Source organism: Bradyrhizobium sp. MI1.3 (assembly GCF_055811695.1).
The window spans coordinates 141,013-158,049 of the sequence record NZ_JBVVPQ010000015.1; the positions used below are offsets into that span (position 1 = coordinate 141,013).

General features: G+C 60.2%; 20 protein-coding genes. 10 read left to right on the plus strand and 10 right to left on the minus strand.

The window, feature by feature from the left end; all coding sequences use genetic code 11:
* Positions 1–37: 37 nt before the first annotated feature.
* From AC0L3A_RS13945 to AC0L3A_RS13955, 3 genes are all read right to left on the minus strand, one after another.
* Positions 38–403: a VanZ family protein gene (locus AC0L3A_RS13945; protein ID WP_473254578.1), complete on the minus strand. Its 366-nt coding sequence runs from the start codon at positions 401–403 to the stop codon at positions 38–40.
* A 121-nt stretch (positions 404–524) separates the two neighbouring features.
* Positions 525–2,114, minus strand: coding sequence for an EAL domain-containing protein (locus AC0L3A_RS13950; protein WP_473254579.1), 1,590 nt, complete (start codon positions 2,112–2,114; stop codon positions 525–527).
* A gap of 590 nt (positions 2,115–2,704) precedes the next feature.
* Complete coding sequence (locus AC0L3A_RS13955; RefSeq protein ID WP_162847250.1) at positions 2,705–2,878, minus strand: hypothetical protein; 174 nt, start codon at positions 2,876–2,878, stop codon at positions 2,705–2,707.
* A gap of 1,012 nt (positions 2,879–3,890) precedes the next feature.
* Between AC0L3A_RS13955 and AC0L3A_RS13960 the strand changes: the two genes are divergently transcribed.
* Genes AC0L3A_RS13960 through AC0L3A_RS13970 form a run of 3 tightly spaced genes read left to right on the plus strand, consistent with a single transcriptional unit; the run spans position 3,891 to position 5,113 of the window.
* Entirely contained in the window at positions 3,891–4,178 is a 288-nt protein-coding gene (locus tag AC0L3A_RS13960) for a hypothetical protein (RefSeq protein ID WP_473254580.1), read from the plus strand.
* A 41-nt stretch (positions 4,179–4,219) separates the two neighbouring features.
* Entirely contained in the window at positions 4,220–4,636 is a 417-nt protein-coding gene (locus AC0L3A_RS13965; protein WP_007595535.1) for a hypothetical protein, read from the plus strand.
* A 57-nt stretch (positions 4,637–4,693) separates the two neighbouring features.
* On the plus strand, positions 4,694–5,113 hold the full coding sequence (locus AC0L3A_RS13970) for a hypothetical protein (RefSeq protein WP_473254581.1): 420 nt from the start codon (positions 4,694–4,696) through the stop codon (positions 5,111–5,113).
* A gap of 20 nt (positions 5,114–5,133) precedes the next feature.
* On the opposite strand, the gene AC0L3A_RS13975 is transcribed toward AC0L3A_RS13970, so the two are convergent.
* Complete coding sequence (locus tag AC0L3A_RS13975) at positions 5,134–6,345, minus strand: hypothetical protein (RefSeq protein WP_473254582.1); 1,212 nt, start codon at positions 6,343–6,345, stop codon at positions 5,134–5,136.
* A gap of 90 nt (positions 6,346–6,435) precedes the next feature.
* On the opposite strand from AC0L3A_RS13975, the gene AC0L3A_RS13980 reads away from it, so the two are divergent.
* On the plus strand, positions 6,436–6,780 hold the full coding sequence (locus AC0L3A_RS13980) for a hypothetical protein (protein ID WP_473254583.1): 345 nt from the start codon (positions 6,436–6,438) through the stop codon (positions 6,778–6,780).
* Between the two features lie 323 nt (positions 6,781–7,103).
* Here the strand turns inward: AC0L3A_RS13980 and AC0L3A_RS13985 are convergent, their stop codons facing one another.
* Positions 7,104–7,496: a hypothetical protein gene (locus AC0L3A_RS13985; protein WP_473254584.1), complete on the minus strand. Its 393-nt coding sequence runs from the start codon at positions 7,494–7,496 to the stop codon at positions 7,104–7,106.
* A gap of 142 nt (positions 7,497–7,638) precedes the next feature.
* Between AC0L3A_RS13985 and AC0L3A_RS13990 the strand changes: the two genes are divergently transcribed.
* Entirely contained in the window at positions 7,639–8,088 is a 450-nt protein-coding gene (locus AC0L3A_RS13990) for a hypothetical protein (RefSeq protein WP_473254585.1), read from the plus strand.
* Positions 8,089–8,128: 40 nt separating this feature from the next.
* Here AC0L3A_RS13990 and AC0L3A_RS13995 read toward each other — a convergent pair whose 3' ends face one another.
* Together AC0L3A_RS13995 and AC0L3A_RS14000 are read right to left on the minus strand one after the other, a co-directional pair.
* Entirely contained in the window at positions 8,129–8,743 is a 615-nt protein-coding gene (locus AC0L3A_RS13995) for a hypothetical protein (protein ID WP_473254595.1), read from the minus strand.
* Between the two features lie 107 nt (positions 8,744–8,850).
* Positions 8,851–9,588, minus strand: coding sequence for a metallophosphoesterase family protein (locus AC0L3A_RS14000; protein ID WP_247402757.1), 738 nt, complete (start codon positions 9,586–9,588; stop codon positions 8,851–8,853).
* Positions 9,589–9,780: 192 nt separating this feature from the next.
* Between AC0L3A_RS14000 and AC0L3A_RS14005 the strand changes: the two genes are divergently transcribed.
* Positions 9,781–10,404 carry a transglutaminase-like cysteine peptidase gene (locus AC0L3A_RS14005; protein ID WP_247402753.1) on the plus strand — a complete coding sequence of 208 codons (624 nt, stop codon included), beginning with the start codon at positions 9,781–9,783 and terminating at the stop codon, positions 10,402–10,404.
* A 10-nt stretch (positions 10,405–10,414) separates the two neighbouring features.
* On the opposite strand, the gene AC0L3A_RS14010 is transcribed toward AC0L3A_RS14005, so the two are convergent.
* From AC0L3A_RS14010 to AC0L3A_RS14020, 3 genes are all read right to left on the minus strand, one after another.
* Positions 10,415–11,695: a hypothetical protein gene (locus AC0L3A_RS14010; protein ID WP_473254587.1), complete on the minus strand. Its 1,281-nt coding sequence runs from the start codon at positions 11,693–11,695 to the stop codon at positions 10,415–10,417.
* Positions 11,696–11,853: 158 nt separating this feature from the next.
* Positions 11,854–12,129 carry a hypothetical protein gene (locus AC0L3A_RS14015; protein WP_473254589.1) on the minus strand — a complete coding sequence of 92 codons (276 nt, stop codon included), beginning with the start codon at positions 12,127–12,129 and terminating at the stop codon, positions 11,854–11,856.
* Positions 12,130–12,203: 74 nt separating this feature from the next.
* Positions 12,204–12,548, minus strand: coding sequence for a hypothetical protein (locus tag AC0L3A_RS14020; protein ID WP_473254590.1), 345 nt, complete (start codon positions 12,546–12,548; stop codon positions 12,204–12,206).
* A gap of 481 nt (positions 12,549–13,029) precedes the next feature.
* On the opposite strand from AC0L3A_RS14020, the gene AC0L3A_RS14025 reads away from it, so the two are divergent.
* From AC0L3A_RS14025 to AC0L3A_RS14040, 4 genes are all read left to right on the plus strand, one after another.
* Complete coding sequence (locus AC0L3A_RS14025) at positions 13,030–14,232, plus strand: polysaccharide biosynthesis/export family protein (protein WP_473254591.1); 1,203 nt, start codon at positions 13,030–13,032, stop codon at positions 14,230–14,232.
* A 92-nt stretch (positions 14,233–14,324) separates the two neighbouring features.
* Positions 14,325–14,972, plus strand: coding sequence for a hypothetical protein (locus tag AC0L3A_RS14030; RefSeq protein ID WP_473254592.1), 648 nt, complete (start codon positions 14,325–14,327; stop codon positions 14,970–14,972).
* A gap of 20 nt (positions 14,973–14,992) precedes the next feature.
* On the plus strand, positions 14,993–16,471 hold the full coding sequence (locus AC0L3A_RS14035) for an O-antigen ligase family protein (protein WP_473254593.1): 1,479 nt from the start codon (positions 14,993–14,995) through the stop codon (positions 16,469–16,471).
* Between the two features lie 126 nt (positions 16,472–16,597).
* A complete protein-coding gene (locus tag AC0L3A_RS14040) occupies positions 16,598–16,978 on the plus strand; it encodes a hypothetical protein (protein ID WP_473254594.1) in 381 nt (126 codons plus the stop codon).
* Positions 16,979–17,037 lie beyond the last annotated feature (59 nt).

The following is a 17,037-nucleotide window of genomic DNA, read 5'->3' on the forward strand; positions in this document are numbered from 1 at the left end:
TAACTTCCCGATGCAGACGTGCAGGCCCGGCATCTGCTCAGGAGGGCGGTCTCGGTAAGAAGGCCAGGATTGTTTGAGCGAGGAGGACCCCGACGGTCCCGCCTGCTGCTTTTTGCAGCACGTCCAGGAAACCCGGGTCACGATCGGGCGTCATTGCTTGCAGGATTTCGAGTCCCATTGCGACCGCCACGACAAGCGCGCATGCGAGAGCGAGCCGACCGGGCAACAGGAAGGACAAAAGAAATCCCAGCAACCCGTAGGCGCTGAAGCGCTCGATCACGACGACCCAATAAGCCTCGTGATGACCGATAAGCACGGGTCTCCCCGCCAGTCTCGCAAGCGTGGCATAGACGATGAGCGCGAAGCAGATTCCTGCGGCTGCGATAAGGTGGTTTCGGCGCATTGGACGATCATAGCCGGACCGGAGCCAGGCCGCGTTGAAAGATGAGAGTATCGTTAAGGCTGATTGAGCAGGGCGCCCGGTGCGGCGCGTTTTGCCGTCTCGGGTTAACGGCTCAATCCAGTCAGGCCACCAACACCGCGTCGGTCGGCAATTTAGCGCTCTGCGCCAAGCAGCGTGACTCGACCAACTCGTTGAATCGCGGGAAGGGCAGTGGGGCGGAGACGAGATAGCCCTGCCCCTCCTCTACGCCGGATGAAATAAGCGCCTGGACCTGCTCTTCCGTCTCGATGCCTTCCGCGACCACCGTCATTTGGAGGTCCTTCGCAAGTGCGACCAGCATCTCCACGATCGTGGCAGTCGATGCGTCCACGGTGATCGTGTCGACGAAAAATTTGTCGATCTTGATTGTATTGGCGCCCAGGCCCTTGAGCCGAGATAGCCCGCTGTGACCGACGCCGACGTCGTCGATGGCGACGCGAAACCCGTAGTCCCTGAGTTCGCTGACCACGGCTGCGGCGCGTGCGAGGTCGTCGAGTTCGTCGCGCTCGGTCACCTCGATGACGATCTGGCGCGCGGAGACGTGCGCCGCCATGACTGTGCGGCGAAGCGTTTCAATGAAGCCTGCACTCAAGAGATGCTTTGGCACGACGTTGAGGGAGAGCTTGAAATCCTTGTTCGCTTTCAACAACGGTTGCAGATCCGACAGCGCTGATCGCAGGATCTGCCAGGTCATGACCTCGATGCGGCCGCTGGATTCCGCGAGCGGGATGAAGTTCATCGGAGGCACGACCGATCCGTCTTTGAGCAGCCACCGAGCCAACACCTCGCAGCCCTTGATCCGACCGGTCTTGAGCTCGAAGATTGGCTGGTAGTACGGCTTGAATTCGTTCGCGGCCAGCCCGCGATCGAGATCGGCGACGGGCCCTTCCATGCGGCGGCTCCGCGCCAAAAGCTCGCCGAAAAGCGCGCCGATTGCAAACGCTACGGCCAACGCCGGCCAGTAGGCCTCGCTGTTCCACGTCGAGAGGATGCCGCGTTCGAGGCGGATGGTCGCATGGAGAGGGAATCGAGCGGAATTTTTGTTGAGATCGATCGGGGCCTGCAAGGCTTTGTCGGGATCGAGCAGGAATTCGCCAAGTTTCTCGCCGTTGCTCAAGGCGAGGATCACTTCGCTATGGGCGCGCAACTCGGCGGGCATGATGTCGAACAGGCTGGCGTTGACGCCAAGAATGGCGACCAACGCGGCATTGCCATTGATGTCTTTGAGCACGCCCAGAGCATCGCCGCCGAATTGCTCGACACGGAAGAGCGAAAGGCTCTTGTCGTGCGAGGGAAGCATATCGCGGCGGTCGATCCATCCCTTGTCGAATTCCAGCGTTTCGGAATAGGCCGAACAGATCACCGAGCCATCAGGGTTGACGAGGCGCACGTCCTTGATCGCGGAGCGCTGGTAGACGTGGAGCCGGATCGCCTGCAGCGTCGCGGGCCCGCAATCGGCAAGGTCGCGCCGCGCGAGTTCGCCCAGGCTCGCGCCGGCAAAATCGACCGCAAATTCGGCGCGACGCAGAACGACTTCGGTCAATTCGTCGAGCTGATGGGTCTGCTGGTACCGAATGAACGAAGTTGCCGCAAAGTGGCCGGCCGCGCCGAACACGGCCGTGCTCGCGAGCACAAGCGCCGCAAATGCGAAAGTCGGTCGCTGCAATCTCATTCGGCCCGGCGGAACAGACGTCGGCCGATCTTAGTCAGGACGCGCTAAAATAGGGTTTAATGCCCGGACGGGGCATGTGGAACCGGCCTTTGGGGGTTGGGCAGGCGAGTGACCCGTCTGCCCCCGGGGCCGGGGCCCTATCGAAAATGCCTCTTAACCTTCCGCTCCCAAGTTCTGGCGGCCCATTCGATGGCGGAGGGAAGCGGGTGCGGGATTGTAGGGCGCGATGGAAGTCTGCCGGGTGCTGCCACCATGCTGGGGCCGGGTGGCTCGCAAGCGCAAGACCACGAAGGCGATATTGATAGCCAACCAGACCATGATGACGCAAATGGCAAGATGTGCCACGGCCAGACCTCGCGATGAAGTTGGAGTCAACGCGAGCGCGCTGGTTCGGTTCCCTGGCGAACAGGGTTAGAGCGCGTTTATTTCATGCAGCTGAATTCGAGGCTTTCGAGCGGACGGTGGTCTCACCTTGGCTTGAGTCCTGGCTCCAGTCCGATGAGCAACACGTCGCATTCGTTCTTCGTCAGAATCGGAGATCGCGCGCCCGCGGTCATCCATGACGTCGTTGGCGAAACACCGCCGCACGCCTAGGCCTTTTTCCTCGCCTTCGTTTTCAACGAAAGACCAAGGCGCAAGGCCATGCGCTTGATCGCATCGGGCGATCGTCCGAGCTGTTTCGCCGCCTCCTCCAATGAAGCCGAAGACTTGGCCAACTCCATCAGCCGGCGGTCTTCCTTGAACGACCAGGGCTTGCGCGCCATAACCGAAATCATCCTCTCGTCGAGACAAAGACAAAGCCGCCAAGCGGACCCATGTCGCTCGACGGCTTTGCTTGGGTGGGGCCGAGCTTGGGGAAGCCCGGTGAGGCGATGGGATAAGCGATCGGTGAGACTTCGCAACAAACAACGCGGATTAAGCTAACCGCTCAACCTTAACGCGTCTAATCCGGACTTCGTGGCTCCGTATTATCACGGAGATTTCAATGCTGATCAGCAGCGGCCGTCGCCGCGTTTTGAGTGGTTCGAAGCCGAACTTATCGACCGGCGATTCTGAAGGCTGCATGGACCGGGGCCGTCGACGTGAACCCGGATTAACATCCGGCCGGATTTAACTTCAACAGTGAGACGTTTTGGTCTTTCCGGGCCCCCGGCCGTCGGGGCGACGACCAAACTTCGATCAACTCTTGCACAAGCTTCATCGTCGCCTGACAAAACTTTCAGCGGCGCCGATCTTGAAGTCGTCACAACGACAAGATGAAATGCAATGGGAGGAACGCGCCGGAAAAATGGGACGTTCAAATGTTGGCAATCGTGGTCTTGGGTTCGATCTTCGCCGGCGGTTTTGCTTGCGGCTATGGTGCGAGGGCGTGGCGCTCGCGAAAGCGATCGGCAAGATATCGTCTCTATGCGCCCTATACTCCCGCGGCAACAGGGGCGGGACGAAGTCGGTCGCCGTCGTAATGGTGGAATCTCGCGCGTGGCCTGTTTGCCGGACGATCTCAGTAGCATGATCGAAATAACCATGTACGGTTAGGTTAACTTGTCGCAACTCTTGAGAGCCTAGCCGACGTCACCTAGAACATATCGATTGACAGCGAAAGTTTAGTCGCCCCGATTTTTCCGGGGCCCGCGTTAGGGTAGGCGTAAATGGCGTATCTGATTGCGTTGTTGAGCGCGATAATTTGTATCCTTGTTTTGACGGTTTTCGTTCGCGACTATGATCGACACCTGAAAGATCTTCCAGGTCCTTGGATCATGGACGAGGCTCATTCGAATGACTGAAAGGCACAACGCGCCCCGCAGGTATTTCGTTGATGCGCAAGGGAAACGGGTGCTGATAGGGCTGTCGCTTCCGGAAACGGCCGAGTTCGAAGCGCTGGATGTGACATCGGGAGAGACGGTTGAAATCGCGGCCGAAATCGGTCTGAGCGATGGAGCCGCCGCGGCGGACGAAGCTCGATGGCGTGAGCTCTATTCCAAACACGAAGGAGCCTGGCGGGCGTGGATCGTACAAAGCCAGGCGGAGCGGCCACAAGGTTCAAGCTTTGTTAACTATGTCTGACCGATGTTAGCGGTCCAAATCTCGAACGTGGGATGGCCCAAATGTTTCAGCTGTTCCTGAGAGCGCGCGCACACAACTTTCTCAGCTCCCGCCGTGAGGACAAGGGCTTCAAGGCCCGTACCGTCGAGCGCGATGCGGAGACGGACCGCGTTCGAATCGATGCCGTCATGGTCGCGATCGATGCGGCATTGCGCGATGCGGAGAGGGAGCAGGTCGGCCTCGGACGACGCGTTGATGACGCACTTGCGCGTGCATCCGTCACCTTCGGAAACGGCACCGATGAATATCTCGAACGGGAGCCGATCGACAGCCATCATCAAGATCTCTTTGCCGCCGATATCTCCAACGGCCAGCGGCGGCTCAAGGAATTGGCAAATACCATCACTCACTTGAGGTTTATCAGGACCGCGATGCTCACGCGCTTTCCGAACCTGAAGCCGCCGCAGCTCAATAGCTAGGATCGAGGCTTTGGCTCGGCATCTGCCGTCTGGTGAAAAGCAGCAGGTCCGGGCGCGATGGATATCTCGGCCCGAGAAGCATCATCTCTCGCAGAGCAGCTTCTGCCACCAGACATTTCGGCGCCGCTTTGCCGTTTGGCTCTTCTGTCCTTTTTGATATGGTCCCGTCCTGTTCTCGGACGGATTGAAGGAGCGAGCCAGGTGATCTCCAGAAATTTGCAAAGGTCGATGGGATTGGCATTAATTTTGGCTATTGGCGCACCAGTCACGGCTTCGGCCGTCACGGTAGAAGTAGCGCGCGCATGCGACGCAGCTTTGGCCAAGGCCTTTCCCCCAAAGCAAATCGGCAATCCCGCTGCGGGCAGCGCCGGGACTGTCAAGGAGCGGCGCGATTATTTGAGCAAATGCGTCGCGAACAACGGCAAGGTCGATGATGCTCCGGCGGATGCGCCTAAAGACGCCAAGGCCAAGAAATAAACGAAACGCGTCGCGCCACTTTAGCGTCGCGGCGGGCAGGGGGAGTAGAAAGCGCCGTTCGTTGCATTGATGCGTTCGACGCATTGGTTGGGATCAGTCGGCGTCCCGGCCACCGTGAAGTCATAGCCCATACCTTTGACGACCACGACGTAGCGACCCGGCGAAAGCGTAAAGCCGTCCTGCTCCGGCTGCAGCGATAGCATTCGCGGCTGATCCTCGACCGGACCTACTTTGTAAGGGTAGGACATGCTGCGGATGACCCAGGTGTCGCCGGCAGTGACCATGGCCGCTTTCCCGGATGCATCGACGCCCATCGCTCGGGAGACTTTTGCGACCACCCGAACCTCGGTCCCGGTTGCATCGACACCACCGTCGGGCCTGAACACAATGAAGCTGACATCTCCGCTTGTCAGGGTCGTTGCGCTCGGCGTGTTGATTGCCGCTGAGATCGCGACACGACGGTCCGGAATCTTCCCGGCGACCGGCTTGAGCTCCTGGAGCTGGCCCTCGCTCAGGGCGTAGACGCCAAACGCTGTCGGCAACGGCATCGAGGGTTGCGCAGCCGGCGTCGGCTCCTTCGGTGTCCGTTCGACGCTCTCACCGCTCGATGGAGTCACAGCCACGGTGGGTTGAGGCTCGGGGGCCGAGGTGCGCTTGGACAGCGTCGTGGACTGCCACAATGCGAGGGATTGCGTCCTCAGCCGCGGCCAATAAGTAACCGCGGCGCTGGCGCTGGCAATGATGACCAGGATGGCGGCTAATCGCATGAGGGAGTTGAGGATGCGGCTTCGCTGAGATTGGTCGAGCGGTCTGGGCCGCGCGACAGAACCACGCCTGGTTTCCGCCGCCGTCGGCACGGGCGGCGAAGGCGGAACGGGCGCCAGATGCAGAACGGGCTGAGGACCCGGGGGATCGAGTGGCGACTGATGCGAAGCGGCGTCTAGCGCCGACTTCGGCTCTGTTGACAGCGCGTCGCGCTCGCTGCGTTCAAATGATAGCTCAACGTCCCGAATGGCGCGTTCGAGCACTTGCTGCAGCTCGCGTGATTCCCGTGCGTCGCCATGGGTGAGTTGTTCCAGAAGCTTGATCCGGGCAAGCTCGTATACGATCTCGCGGATCTGCCGGGGGTCGCCGGATATGTCGCGAATCCGCCCGGAGAGGAGGCGCACAAACCCGGCCTTGATCGCGTGCGTATTTGGCGCGCCGGCGGCGGTGTCGCTGGGGTCGGTCATCAAGCCGATCAAGTAACCCGGAACAGGCTATTTCGCTAGTCATTTCCCCGTCAAATCCCATCTCTGCGAAAGCCGCTCTGATCGCCAACCTTGCAAGAGCCCCTTGTCGAACAGCTTCCGGGGCTTGCTTTTGGGCAGAAAGCTGTGACAGTTCGACGAGCTCCTCTTTCCGGTATTTTGATCATGCGCGACGGTTTCATAGCACTCACGTTTGTGGCTCTCCTGGTGCAACCTTCTTTTGCACAAGGGACCAAGGACAAGGCCAATTTGACGAGCACCAGCATCGTGACCACCCCTACGAAGAAAACCCAAACGGCCCAGAGCGCCTCCCGACCCACAGCCATCCGGAACCTGGCGCCGGGCAAGCTGCCGAGCGGGATGGCGGCTCAGGGGGTCTGGAGAGACGGCAAGCTGATCGCCGTGCCTCGGCAATGACGCCCAAGCAAGCGTGAAGGAACGGTGATCGCCTCTCCGATGTTCTCGCTTGGGAGGCATCTCATGAAACGATTAGTCCTGACCGCAGTTGCGCTTTTTGTGACCGCAAGCACGTGGGGTCCAAGCGCTTTGGCCCAGGGGGTCAATGATCCGTCGACGCCCAACCGAAATGTCATCATCGTCAATCCCTCGCAGCCTGCGCCGAGCACGGCTACGCAGAATATCCCGAGCCAGATTCAGCCGCCTCTGGTGAGCGGGGGGCGCGCACGCCCCTATTATGGAAGCAGAACGCGGGGGAGTGGGTCGAGCAGGCGCTAGTCTGGCTACTGTGCGTTGGGTGTCATTCCGCCGCCGGTGGGGAAGTTGCTGGCTTTGAGCGCCATTCCACTGACGCGGAAGCGGACATTTCCCGCCAGATACAAATAGTCCGAGGTCGTGCTGCTGACGGTCCGCACCTCGACATAGGTCAGCGTGATCGACCCCACGCTTGGGGTTACCTGGGTGATGTCGACAAACCGAGCTCCCGGGAAAAGCTTCTGGTCGAGGCCATAGAAGATCTTTTCCCGCTCTGACCACAGCACGAAGTGACCGCCGGCCTTCTGATCAACGGCTTCGTATTGCGTATGGATCACTTGCGGGTATTCGATCTGGCCTGCCGTTGCAAAGTGAGTCCCCAAAAAGATCACCAGAACCAGGCAAGTAATGTTGCGGACCACTGGTCAATACCCTCGCGCGCTAAAGCACGAAGCTTGCCCGCGATTTGGCTTTCGTGCAATCGGCAAACGTATACATTGAATGGAGTGGACGAGACGTTTCCGGCTCTTGCTCGTTCTTGTTGCTCTGCCCTGGAGTTACAGCGTGCGAACCGCGCGACCCCACACCTCACTAGCTCATGCAAGGCGGCTTGGGCCGCTGTCTGGAGCGGTCCTGACCGTTGCCGGTGCGATCGGCTTCGGTCTCGCCAATCCCCCCTCGTGTTTTGCCCAGACCGACCCGGAGCCCTCGGTCAACGACTATCTTCCGCCAAGCGAGCCGGAAGTCAGCCGTGACGAATGGCGTCAGCGTATCGAAGATGCGCGGCGAAGATCCAAGGAGCTCTCGCGCGAGCGGCGGGACCATCCCGAGCTCTATAAACCGGTCCCGGAGGATCCGGATCTTGTCGCGACCGAACGTCTCCTCAACGATGACAGCCTGCAGCGTGGCGACATCGTCTCGACCAAGAAGGGCATGTTCGTCTACCAGGGGCGACCGGATCAACCGCGCCGCGAGCAGGATTTTGTGCCGATCGCGCCAAAAGCGACGCGTTGAAATTGACGACGAACCAGCGGGCTAAGTCGCGCTCGAAGGCTCAGTACCGCCGCAAAATCTGATTGAACTTCGGATCGGTCCCCTGCGTGGTCTCCAGAAGCAGGGACTTGCCCTGCGGCGTGGCCTGCAGGTAGGCAGCGATCAGGAGCTGCTCGTAGCGCGAGCGGTTGGCAAGCGCCGAGCGAACGTCCGATTGCGCCAGCAGCTTGATCTCTTCGTCGGCGGCCGCCGCGCTCGAGGTGACGGTTTGGAGCCGTGCGAAGGCGACGGCGATCGGCACCGCGCCGGTCAAGTAAGACATTTTCACTGCAGGGGTCACCGGCTCGCCCGCCTGCGCCTTCAGCGTGCCGAGCGTGAGCCAGAGCGCGGGCCGAATGGGCGATACTTTCAGGGCCGCAACAACCGCATCCTGGGCCGCCTTGTTCTCGGTGGCCCTGCTGGTCGCATCGGCTGCAGGATGGTGAAGAAAATCCGCGGCTTTGGCCGCCGCATAATTCGCCAGCAAGTCGCCGTCCAATGAAAGGGGCGCCAGAACGCCCGAAGCGGCTACCTTGACCTTCTCGGGCGGAAACTCGCCCAAGAACAAATCGCTCGCCCGAAAGTTCGACCGCGTGAGGTCGCCGTAAAAGCCCAATGCTGCGTAAAGCAGCAACATCACTGCGATGCAGGCGCCAATGATGCGAAGCAAGATCATGCGGCTCATGATGAATTTCGATGTCCGCGTGGAAGGCGCGGGAGTCGGCCAGCAACTCTGCAAAAGCCCTAAATTGCGAGCAGACTATCGCCCTGGATTGTGAGCAAGGTCAAGTTGCCGGTCGCGTAAGCGCCGGTGTCGATGTTGATCCGGTTCGAGCGGATATCCGGGACGCTGACCGGGGTATGGCCGTGGACGACATATTTGCCGAAGCGTCTTTCGGACTCGAGGAATTCCTCGCGGATCCAGAGCAGGTCCTCCTCCTTTTGACGTTCCAGGGCGACGCCCGGCTTCACGCCGGCGTGCACAAAGAAGAAGTCGCCACACGCGAAGGACGGGCGGAGCTGCTGAAGAAACGAAAGATGCTCCGGCGGAAGCGCCTGCCTCAACCCTTCGATCAGCTCAATCTGCTGCTCCGGCGTGGGATTCATCGTCGGGTTGATGCCGTAGGAAACGAGAGTCAGCAGGCCGCCGTAGCGACGCCATTCATCCAGGCGTGCCGGGTCCTTGAGGACCTCGAGCAGGAACACCTCGTGATTGCCTTTGAGGCACACTGTCTCATGCGACTTCGAGCGCTCGATCAGGAGATCAATCACGGCGCGCGAGTCCGGGCCTCGGTCGACATAGTCGCCAAGAAACACCTGAATCGCTCGTTCGGGAGCGGAGCGGGCAAGGTCGGCGTCGATGACGGTTAAGAGCGACTGAAGCAGGTCGGCGCGTCCGTGCACATCGCCGATGGCATAGATCCTCACGCCATCGGGAAGCCGAGGCTTGATGTTCTTGCGAAAGCGCTTGGAAAGGCCCATCAGCTAATCGAATCGGGTCTGGCGTCAAAAATGCAGGGCATGATCGCTCATAGCAGAACAAGTTACGCGTCGGTATTCTTAATTGTTTCTAACGGAGTCGCGGCGGTTTTGATTAAAGGATTGCTCGGCTTTTGAGCCGGATTTCAAGACGTCTCGCGTAGCGTTTCCCCAACAAGAAATGGGGAGCGCGACATGCGCAACACTTTAAAGTTCCTGGCGATTGCCGCTGCTCTGTTGGCTGGGGCGGCTCAACACAAGGCCGAGGCCGCCTTTGTCGGCGCGCCGTCGGCGTTGCGCGGCGCCATCCAGTACATCAAGTTCGACCAGCCGACCCTGGCGCCGATGGCATTCACGATCTTTTGCCTGAAGTACGAGGGCGAGTGTAAGCCGCGACCGCAGCAAATCGTGTTCAGGGGCGGACGTCTCAAGCTTACAGCCGAGCGCATGGCCCAGCTTCAGGAGGTCAATCGGCGGGTCAACAGCGCGATCCGACCTGAGCCCAATTTGGAGGGGCTGCGCGGCGAGAAATGGCTGCTGCATCCCACCAGCGGCGACTGCAACGACTATGCCGTGACAAAACGCCACGATCTGATTGCCAAGGGCTTCCCGGCGCGATCGGTGTTGCTCAGCGAGGTCGTGACGACCTGGGGTGAGCATCATCTCGTGGTCGTGGTGCGCACGTTCTCCGGCGATCTCGTGCTGGATAACCTCACCGGGCACATCCTGCCGTGGTCGAAAAAGTCCTATCGGTGGGTTCGCATCCAAATGCCCAAGAACCCGACCTACTGGGCGTCACTCGCTGATCGCGACGTCTAACGACGAGCGACTAATGACCGGTGCCGCGTGCGGACTGGGTGATGCTTTGGGACAATCCGAGTCCCACGATTGTTGACAGGCAAAGGATTGCTGCAGGATGCAGCAGTCCTGAACCAGCGAAGCTCTCAACCAGCGCGAAGACAAGGCAGGCCGCGGCCGCCGCAGGGAAGAACGAGTCGCGGCCGCGCTGCAAAGCCCCCAAAAACAAACGTCCCAAAGCCAACATGCCCGCCAGCAGCGCGGCGGAAAAGCCGATCCATCCGGTATCCGCGAAGATGGCAAAAGCCGTCGAGGGCGCCGTCAAAGCCGCGCCGGCATCGCTTTGGTAGATCCTGCCAACGGCCGAAAAGGTGCCTGCGCCCGCACCAAACCATCTGGTGTCGGCCAACATTCGCTCCAGCGCGGCTCTGGTTTCGGCCCCCGCATCCGGGACGAGTCGCAAAAGAATCGGCCCTGCATTCTTTTCGAACAGGAAGCTCAGGACAATCATCGCTCCGACCAGCGCGGCTAAGGACAGTGCGCCAGCGGCCAACGGCGATAGGTCGATCCTTCGAATGACAAGGATCAGCAAGATCAGCACGAGGCCAAAGCCCGCGGCGATCGCGCTGTTCGTCCCGGACAAGCCAAAAACCGCAACTGCGCTGGTTAGAGCGCCCACGAGGCCGCAAAGGCCGATGGCGACCGACCGAACGAGCGAGTGGCGCGTTTCGGCCCGCTCGGCGGCCAGCTGCATGACGGCCAGATTAAGCATAACGCCAAGACCGGCCATCGTTGTCGCCAGGTCGGAAGGGACGGCGGTTGCAAGGGCGGACGAGAGCGGGCGCAAATCCAGGGGCAGAGCCGAGACCGCCGTTACCCCGCTCAGCACAAACAGCACCAGTTCGGCACGGCTGCGGTCACGGACCACGACGATTGTCACGCTGAGCAACGAGATCGCTGCAAGCGCTTGCAACAGCGCATTCAGGGTGAGGCCGAGATCCGCCGTCACTGGCCCAAGCGACAGGCCACCCAGAGCATCGTGGCTGCTCGCCCAGATCGGATGCGCCCAACTCAGCCACAGCGGCGCCAGCTGGGCTGCGATGCAGAGGGGAATAGCGATCAGGACCCAGCGGCCCCAGACGGTGGCCCGCAGATAGTGCTCGTAGTCGGCCTTTCGTGCGCTGAAGACCGCTGCAAATAGCCCCAGGGCCGTCGCCGTCATCCCGAGCTGAACGCCGAATTTGGCGCCGGCAATGTCGAGAGCGGATGCAGAAACAACGCAAACGATGAGGGCAAAATAAGCGAAGGACAAACGTGCGCCTGGAAGGAATCCTGAAAGGGTCAGGCCACCATACAAGCCGGAGGCAAGTTTTCAAACAGAGCTCTGCAGCCCACGCAGCTCCCAGCCCAACCCCAGATCAACGAAGCGTCGCCTGCGGGATCAGACGGATTGATGCGCCACAGAGGAGGTCAGCGGGCGGTCTTGAGCGGACGGGCAAACACGCGGGCGGCACGACCCGCGGCGAGAGCAAAGCGGGCGGCCGAGCCAAAGAGATAACCGGCCTGGAGCGCGATGGCCGCGAGCGCTACGCCCTTCAGACCATCGAGAAAGCTCAGATTGGCCATCCAGCCGACCGGGATCGCGGCGAGGAGCATGACGAAGGTCAGCGGCAGGAGCACCAGGACGCGAAAGCGTTGGCCCAGAACTGCGCCTACCAGAAAGCTGAAGATCAAAACCTCGGTCATCCGAAACACTCCGTGCTCCTGACCTTAGGTTCCCCACCCTAAAAAGACCCTTAAGTCGTATGGCTAAATTTTGTCTATTGGCCGCAACTTGCCGCCAGAGAATTATAGGCTTCGCGAAGCCCGTTCAAAGCCACCACGCCTTTGATTTCACTGTCGCCTTCCTTGACTACCACAGAAAGCGAGGGCGTCGTCTGCCACTTACCAGCGGCGAAGGCGGAAACTTCGTCCGGCAGGAGGACGGCAGCGCCGGCCGCTGCCATGCTGGCCTCGACGGTCACGGCGCCTCCTGTGGCGGAGGCGATCGTGACCTTGGGGTGGCTTCTGGGCGGGAAGGGGCGGATCAGGGCCACCAGCACGTCGATCTTGCCATGGGGCGCACAGCGGACGATCAAGCCGGCAAAATCGGGATCAGACTGCATTGTCTCCGCGGTCTTGGTAATGGCGGCGAAGCTCTCCCCCTCCTTGGGACCTTGGGTCCGGCTAAACTTCCAGACGGACCCAGAGGCCTGGCCAGCGACGCGGATCAGGGGCGGCCTTAAGCAAGCGATCTCGAAAGCCGACTTAGCCGTACATGCGGCTTGCGAGCCTAAGGTTAAAGACAATGCTGCGATTGCGAAGAGCGTCACGTCAGAAGCCTCGTTTTTTGAGCATCAAGCTGAACTCCTAGCAGAGGCTTGGCCGGCAGGGGAGGCGCCAGTTCCCTAGGCGATTGCCTCCTTAGCGCGCACACCGAATATAACAAACCGTCACAAAGGGTTAATGCCGGTTCCTCCAAGTTGCGCAAACGCAACACTCCCCGTCAGATCGCTCTGTCAAACGGCCATTTGAGCTGCGAAGGCTTGTCGCAGTTCGCCGCGCACCGTACCAATTGAGTCAATTGGGGAACCACCGGGCGCCTTCATGCATGCATTTGTGACGACTCGTGTTTTGAAGCTGGCGCTTTTGAGTGTCGGCTTGGCGCTTGGCGCCTGCTCGACCAATCCCGGCTCGGGACCGTTAACGGATGACGTGAACAACCACATTCAGACGGCAAGCGCGCCGGCATACGAGCTCGTGCCGATTAATCCGGCGACGGTCAACATTCTGCACACCCATGAACCGAAGGGTCTCGCGGGGGCGTTCACGGACAAACGGCCGCCGGCCAGCATCGTGTTCGGGATCGGTGACGTCGTCAGCGTGACCATCTTCGAAGCTGCCGCGGGTGGTCTGTTCATCCCGGCCGAAGCCGGTGTCCGCCCCGGTAACTTCGTGACGATACCGGACCAGGCTGTCGACAACGACGGCTTCATCACCGTGCCGTATGCCGGTCAGATCAAGGCGGCAGGCCTCACTGCGGTCCAAATTCAGCGCGCGATCGTTGAGAAGATCTCCAACCGCGCCATTGAGCCGCAGGTCGTGGTTGCGATGTCCTCGCAGCGGACCCAGCTGATCAGCGTGCTCGGTGAGGTCAACTCGCCGGCGCGCTATCCGGCGAGCGCCGCGGGCGCGAAGGATAAGGTACTCGATGCGATTACGCGCGCTGGCGGCATCAAGGGCCAGGGCTTTGAGACCTGGGTCATGCTGGAGCGTGCCGGCAAGCGGGCAACCGTGCCGTTCGAGAATCTGGTCATGAGCCCGGAGAACAATATCTATGTTCGTCCGGACGACAGCGTCTATGTCTATCGCGAACAGCAGAAGTTCCTCGCGTTCGGTGCCAGCGGACAGAGCGGCGAGTTCAACTTCGATGCGTGGCGCATCAACCTTGGCGAGGCTGTCGGCAAGGCCGGAGGTCTCCTGGATGGCCAGGCTGATCCGGCGTCCGTCTATCTCTACCGCCGCGAGCCGCGCGAGGTTGCCGCCCAGCTTGGCATCGACGTCAGCAAGTACACAACCGAGACGATCCCGGTCATCTTCAACGTGAACTTCCGCGATCCGGGCGGCTTCTTCCTCGCCACCAAGGTCATGATGAAGAACCAGGACATCATCTACGTCTCGAACTCGCGCAACGTCGAGGTCACGAAGTTCCTGACCTTCCTCCGGGTGATCATGGCGACCGGCAGCGATGCCGTGAACCTCTCGAACGACGCGCTGATCTTCCGCAACAACGTCAAGCTGGCGCCGTAAGGCGGGGCCAACTTGATCGACCAAAACGATGGCACCGGGGCTTTGTCCCGGTGCCATTTGCGTTGAGCGATCGAGGCGGGTGCTGTTCGCGTTTGGATCAAGGCACCACCGAGCAAGGCTCACCGGTGATCGGTCACCCCGCGCGGTTGCGAGGCTTCATGCGCTTTCGACGGCAAGCATTCTGGCGTTCTCTAACGCTCATCATCGCGGGCCCTGTTCTGCTCGAACAGGCTGCCGGCGCGGCTGCGGAGTTCGGAGTCCGCCACCGGATCGACGTGGTGGTCTCAGCCGAGCCCGATGCGCCGATCTTTCAGCGCCTCCGGGGGGCTAAGGGCGAAGTTTCATTCACCGTCCGATTGTCGGCGAACGCCAAAGAGAGTCGCTTCTTCGGGATGCTGCATCCATCCTTCCCGGATGCTGTTGTCCCTGACAAAACTGACAAGCCGCTGGTCCAGCAGACCAAATTGTGGGAGGAGGACGTCTGCCATCAGCGGCGCGGCCTGCCGAAAGTGACGGTCACCCAACTTCGGGGGCGCTTTGGCGAAGGAGAGGGGCGGGTTGAGATTTCCGGCATCAACCGTCACATCGGCCTTCTGGTCCCGCCCGACGAATTAACACCTGGAATAAAACTCGATTCGGGGAGTGACGATCTTGGGCTATTCTATGCCTTTCGGGCGCAGACCCGTAACAGCCGTTTGAACGTGGATTTGAAGATCTATCCGATCGATTGTTTCTTTTAGAACGAAGGCTACTCTTAACGATGATGCGCGTTCGGCTTCCTCATATACCCTGGTCGTGGAGCCTTCCGGCCGCATTCGTTCTATGTTTCGTTGTAGCCACCGCGCCTCTTCCTTTTGGCTCGACCAACGACCTCTCGATTGCGTTCTGGTGCCTGTGTCTCGGGATTGCGCTGATTTTCACTCCGACGCGTGACTTGCGACGACAGCATGTCTGGCTGATTGCAGGCATCGGCGTCATCGTTGCTGGCTATGCCTTCGTGCTGCACGAGCAGCTTTCCGACCATCCGTGGGTCGCACCGTTTCATCCAATCTGGAAGAAAGCTTCCGAGCTCTTGGATGTGCCGATCGCTCCCTCGGCCTCGATTGTGAAGAACGAGGCATTCTTTGCGTTGGGCGCACCGCTTGCCAATATTCTCGCGATCCTGCTCGGGATCACCGTCGGCGCCGATCGCGCTCGCGCCCGAAGACTGCTTTGGGTGATCGCGATTTCCGGTGCGCTCTACGCCCTGTACGGTGTGCTGTCGTTCCTGATCGAGCCCACCATGATCTTATGGAGGGATAAGCAATTTTATCTCGGCAGCGTCACCGGCACGTTTATCAACCGCAACACGGCGGCAGCGTATTTCGGCTCGTGTGCGGTGATCTGGACGCTCTTGATCCTCGAGAACATTCGTCGCCGTCTCCCCGAGCGGCATATCGAGTGGCGGCGTCTGCCGCTCGATTTGCGGGCGATTCCTCCGATAGACATCGTGCCGCAGCTCGCAAGCCTGCTGATCTGCCTGATGGCCATGTTCATGACGACCTCTCGCGCCGGCGTCGGCCTATCGCTGCTCGCGATGATCATCTCGACGACGGTTTTTCTAAGAAGAGATTTGCCGCCGCGCACCGGCATCTGGATCGCCCTCGGATCAGGTGTCGTCGTCGCGCTGGGCTTGCTCCAGCTCCTCGGTGGTCAGGTCTCCAGCCGGTTCGACAGCCAGGGCCTGGTCGACGAGGGCCGCATCGAGGCCTGGAAATCCACGCTTCGGATTATTGCTGACAATCCGTGGTTCGGCACGGGTATCGGAACATTCCAATGGGCATTCCCCCTCTATCGCAGCCCAAAAATCTCGGCACGAGGCATCTGGGATACCGCGCATTCGACGCCCCTCGAACTCGCATCGGAGGTCGGGATCCCGATGACACTTCTGATAGCTCTCGCTTGGACGGTTTTATTCGCCGTTTTAGTGCGCGGCGCTTCTGGGCGGAGGCGCGACGCTATCATTCCGCTGGCGGCCGGTGCGACAGCCATCCTATCGGTCTTACATTCTTGTCTGGACTTCACGTTGCAGATTGCAGGCTACAGCATTCCATTCTTCGCGCTTTTTGGTGCTGGTTTAGCGCAATCATTTCGCATAGGCAGATTTCCATCCGATGGGCCAACAAATCGCCGTCAGTCGAGGGCGGTACGCGAAAGAAGTCATAATCTCTCCGCCACGGATATCGCAAAAGGTGTCTAATTTTGAAGCAGTTGCCGCGTTTACGAAGTTTTTAGGTTAAGTGGACACCTGAACTGTATTGAGATAAATTCCGCAGTGCACAGTTATTCGCCCCGGTGGGGTGGTTAATGTTTTGGAGGCATATTTATGAGCTTTGTCAAGTTTGCGCTTCATACAGTCGCCGCTGCGGCGCTAGCCACGGCGATTTCCATGTCCGCCAATGCAGCTGTTTATCCCCCACAGCGGCAGTTACCATCCCAAGTTATTTCAGATTTCAAGGGTTCTCCTCCCAGTCTTTTGCTGCAATATCCGAGCGGCGGTCCTCAGCTAATCTCGCGAGTGCGCGATCTCGGTGCCTCCGATCCCACGACAGTGCCTGGCCTGATCTCGCTTCTGAAAGACCCCGCGACAACCAAGGATCAGATGCGCGCGATCGTGGCGGGACTCGCGCAGGTCGCTCGTATGGCTGCCCAGACTGACCAAGCATTCGCGAATGAGATACAAGCAGCGATCGCCCCGTTGCAGTAATGATGTTGAATGTGAGAACGCCGACGGCGGACAAGACTCGCCTCATTCGGTTTCCCTCG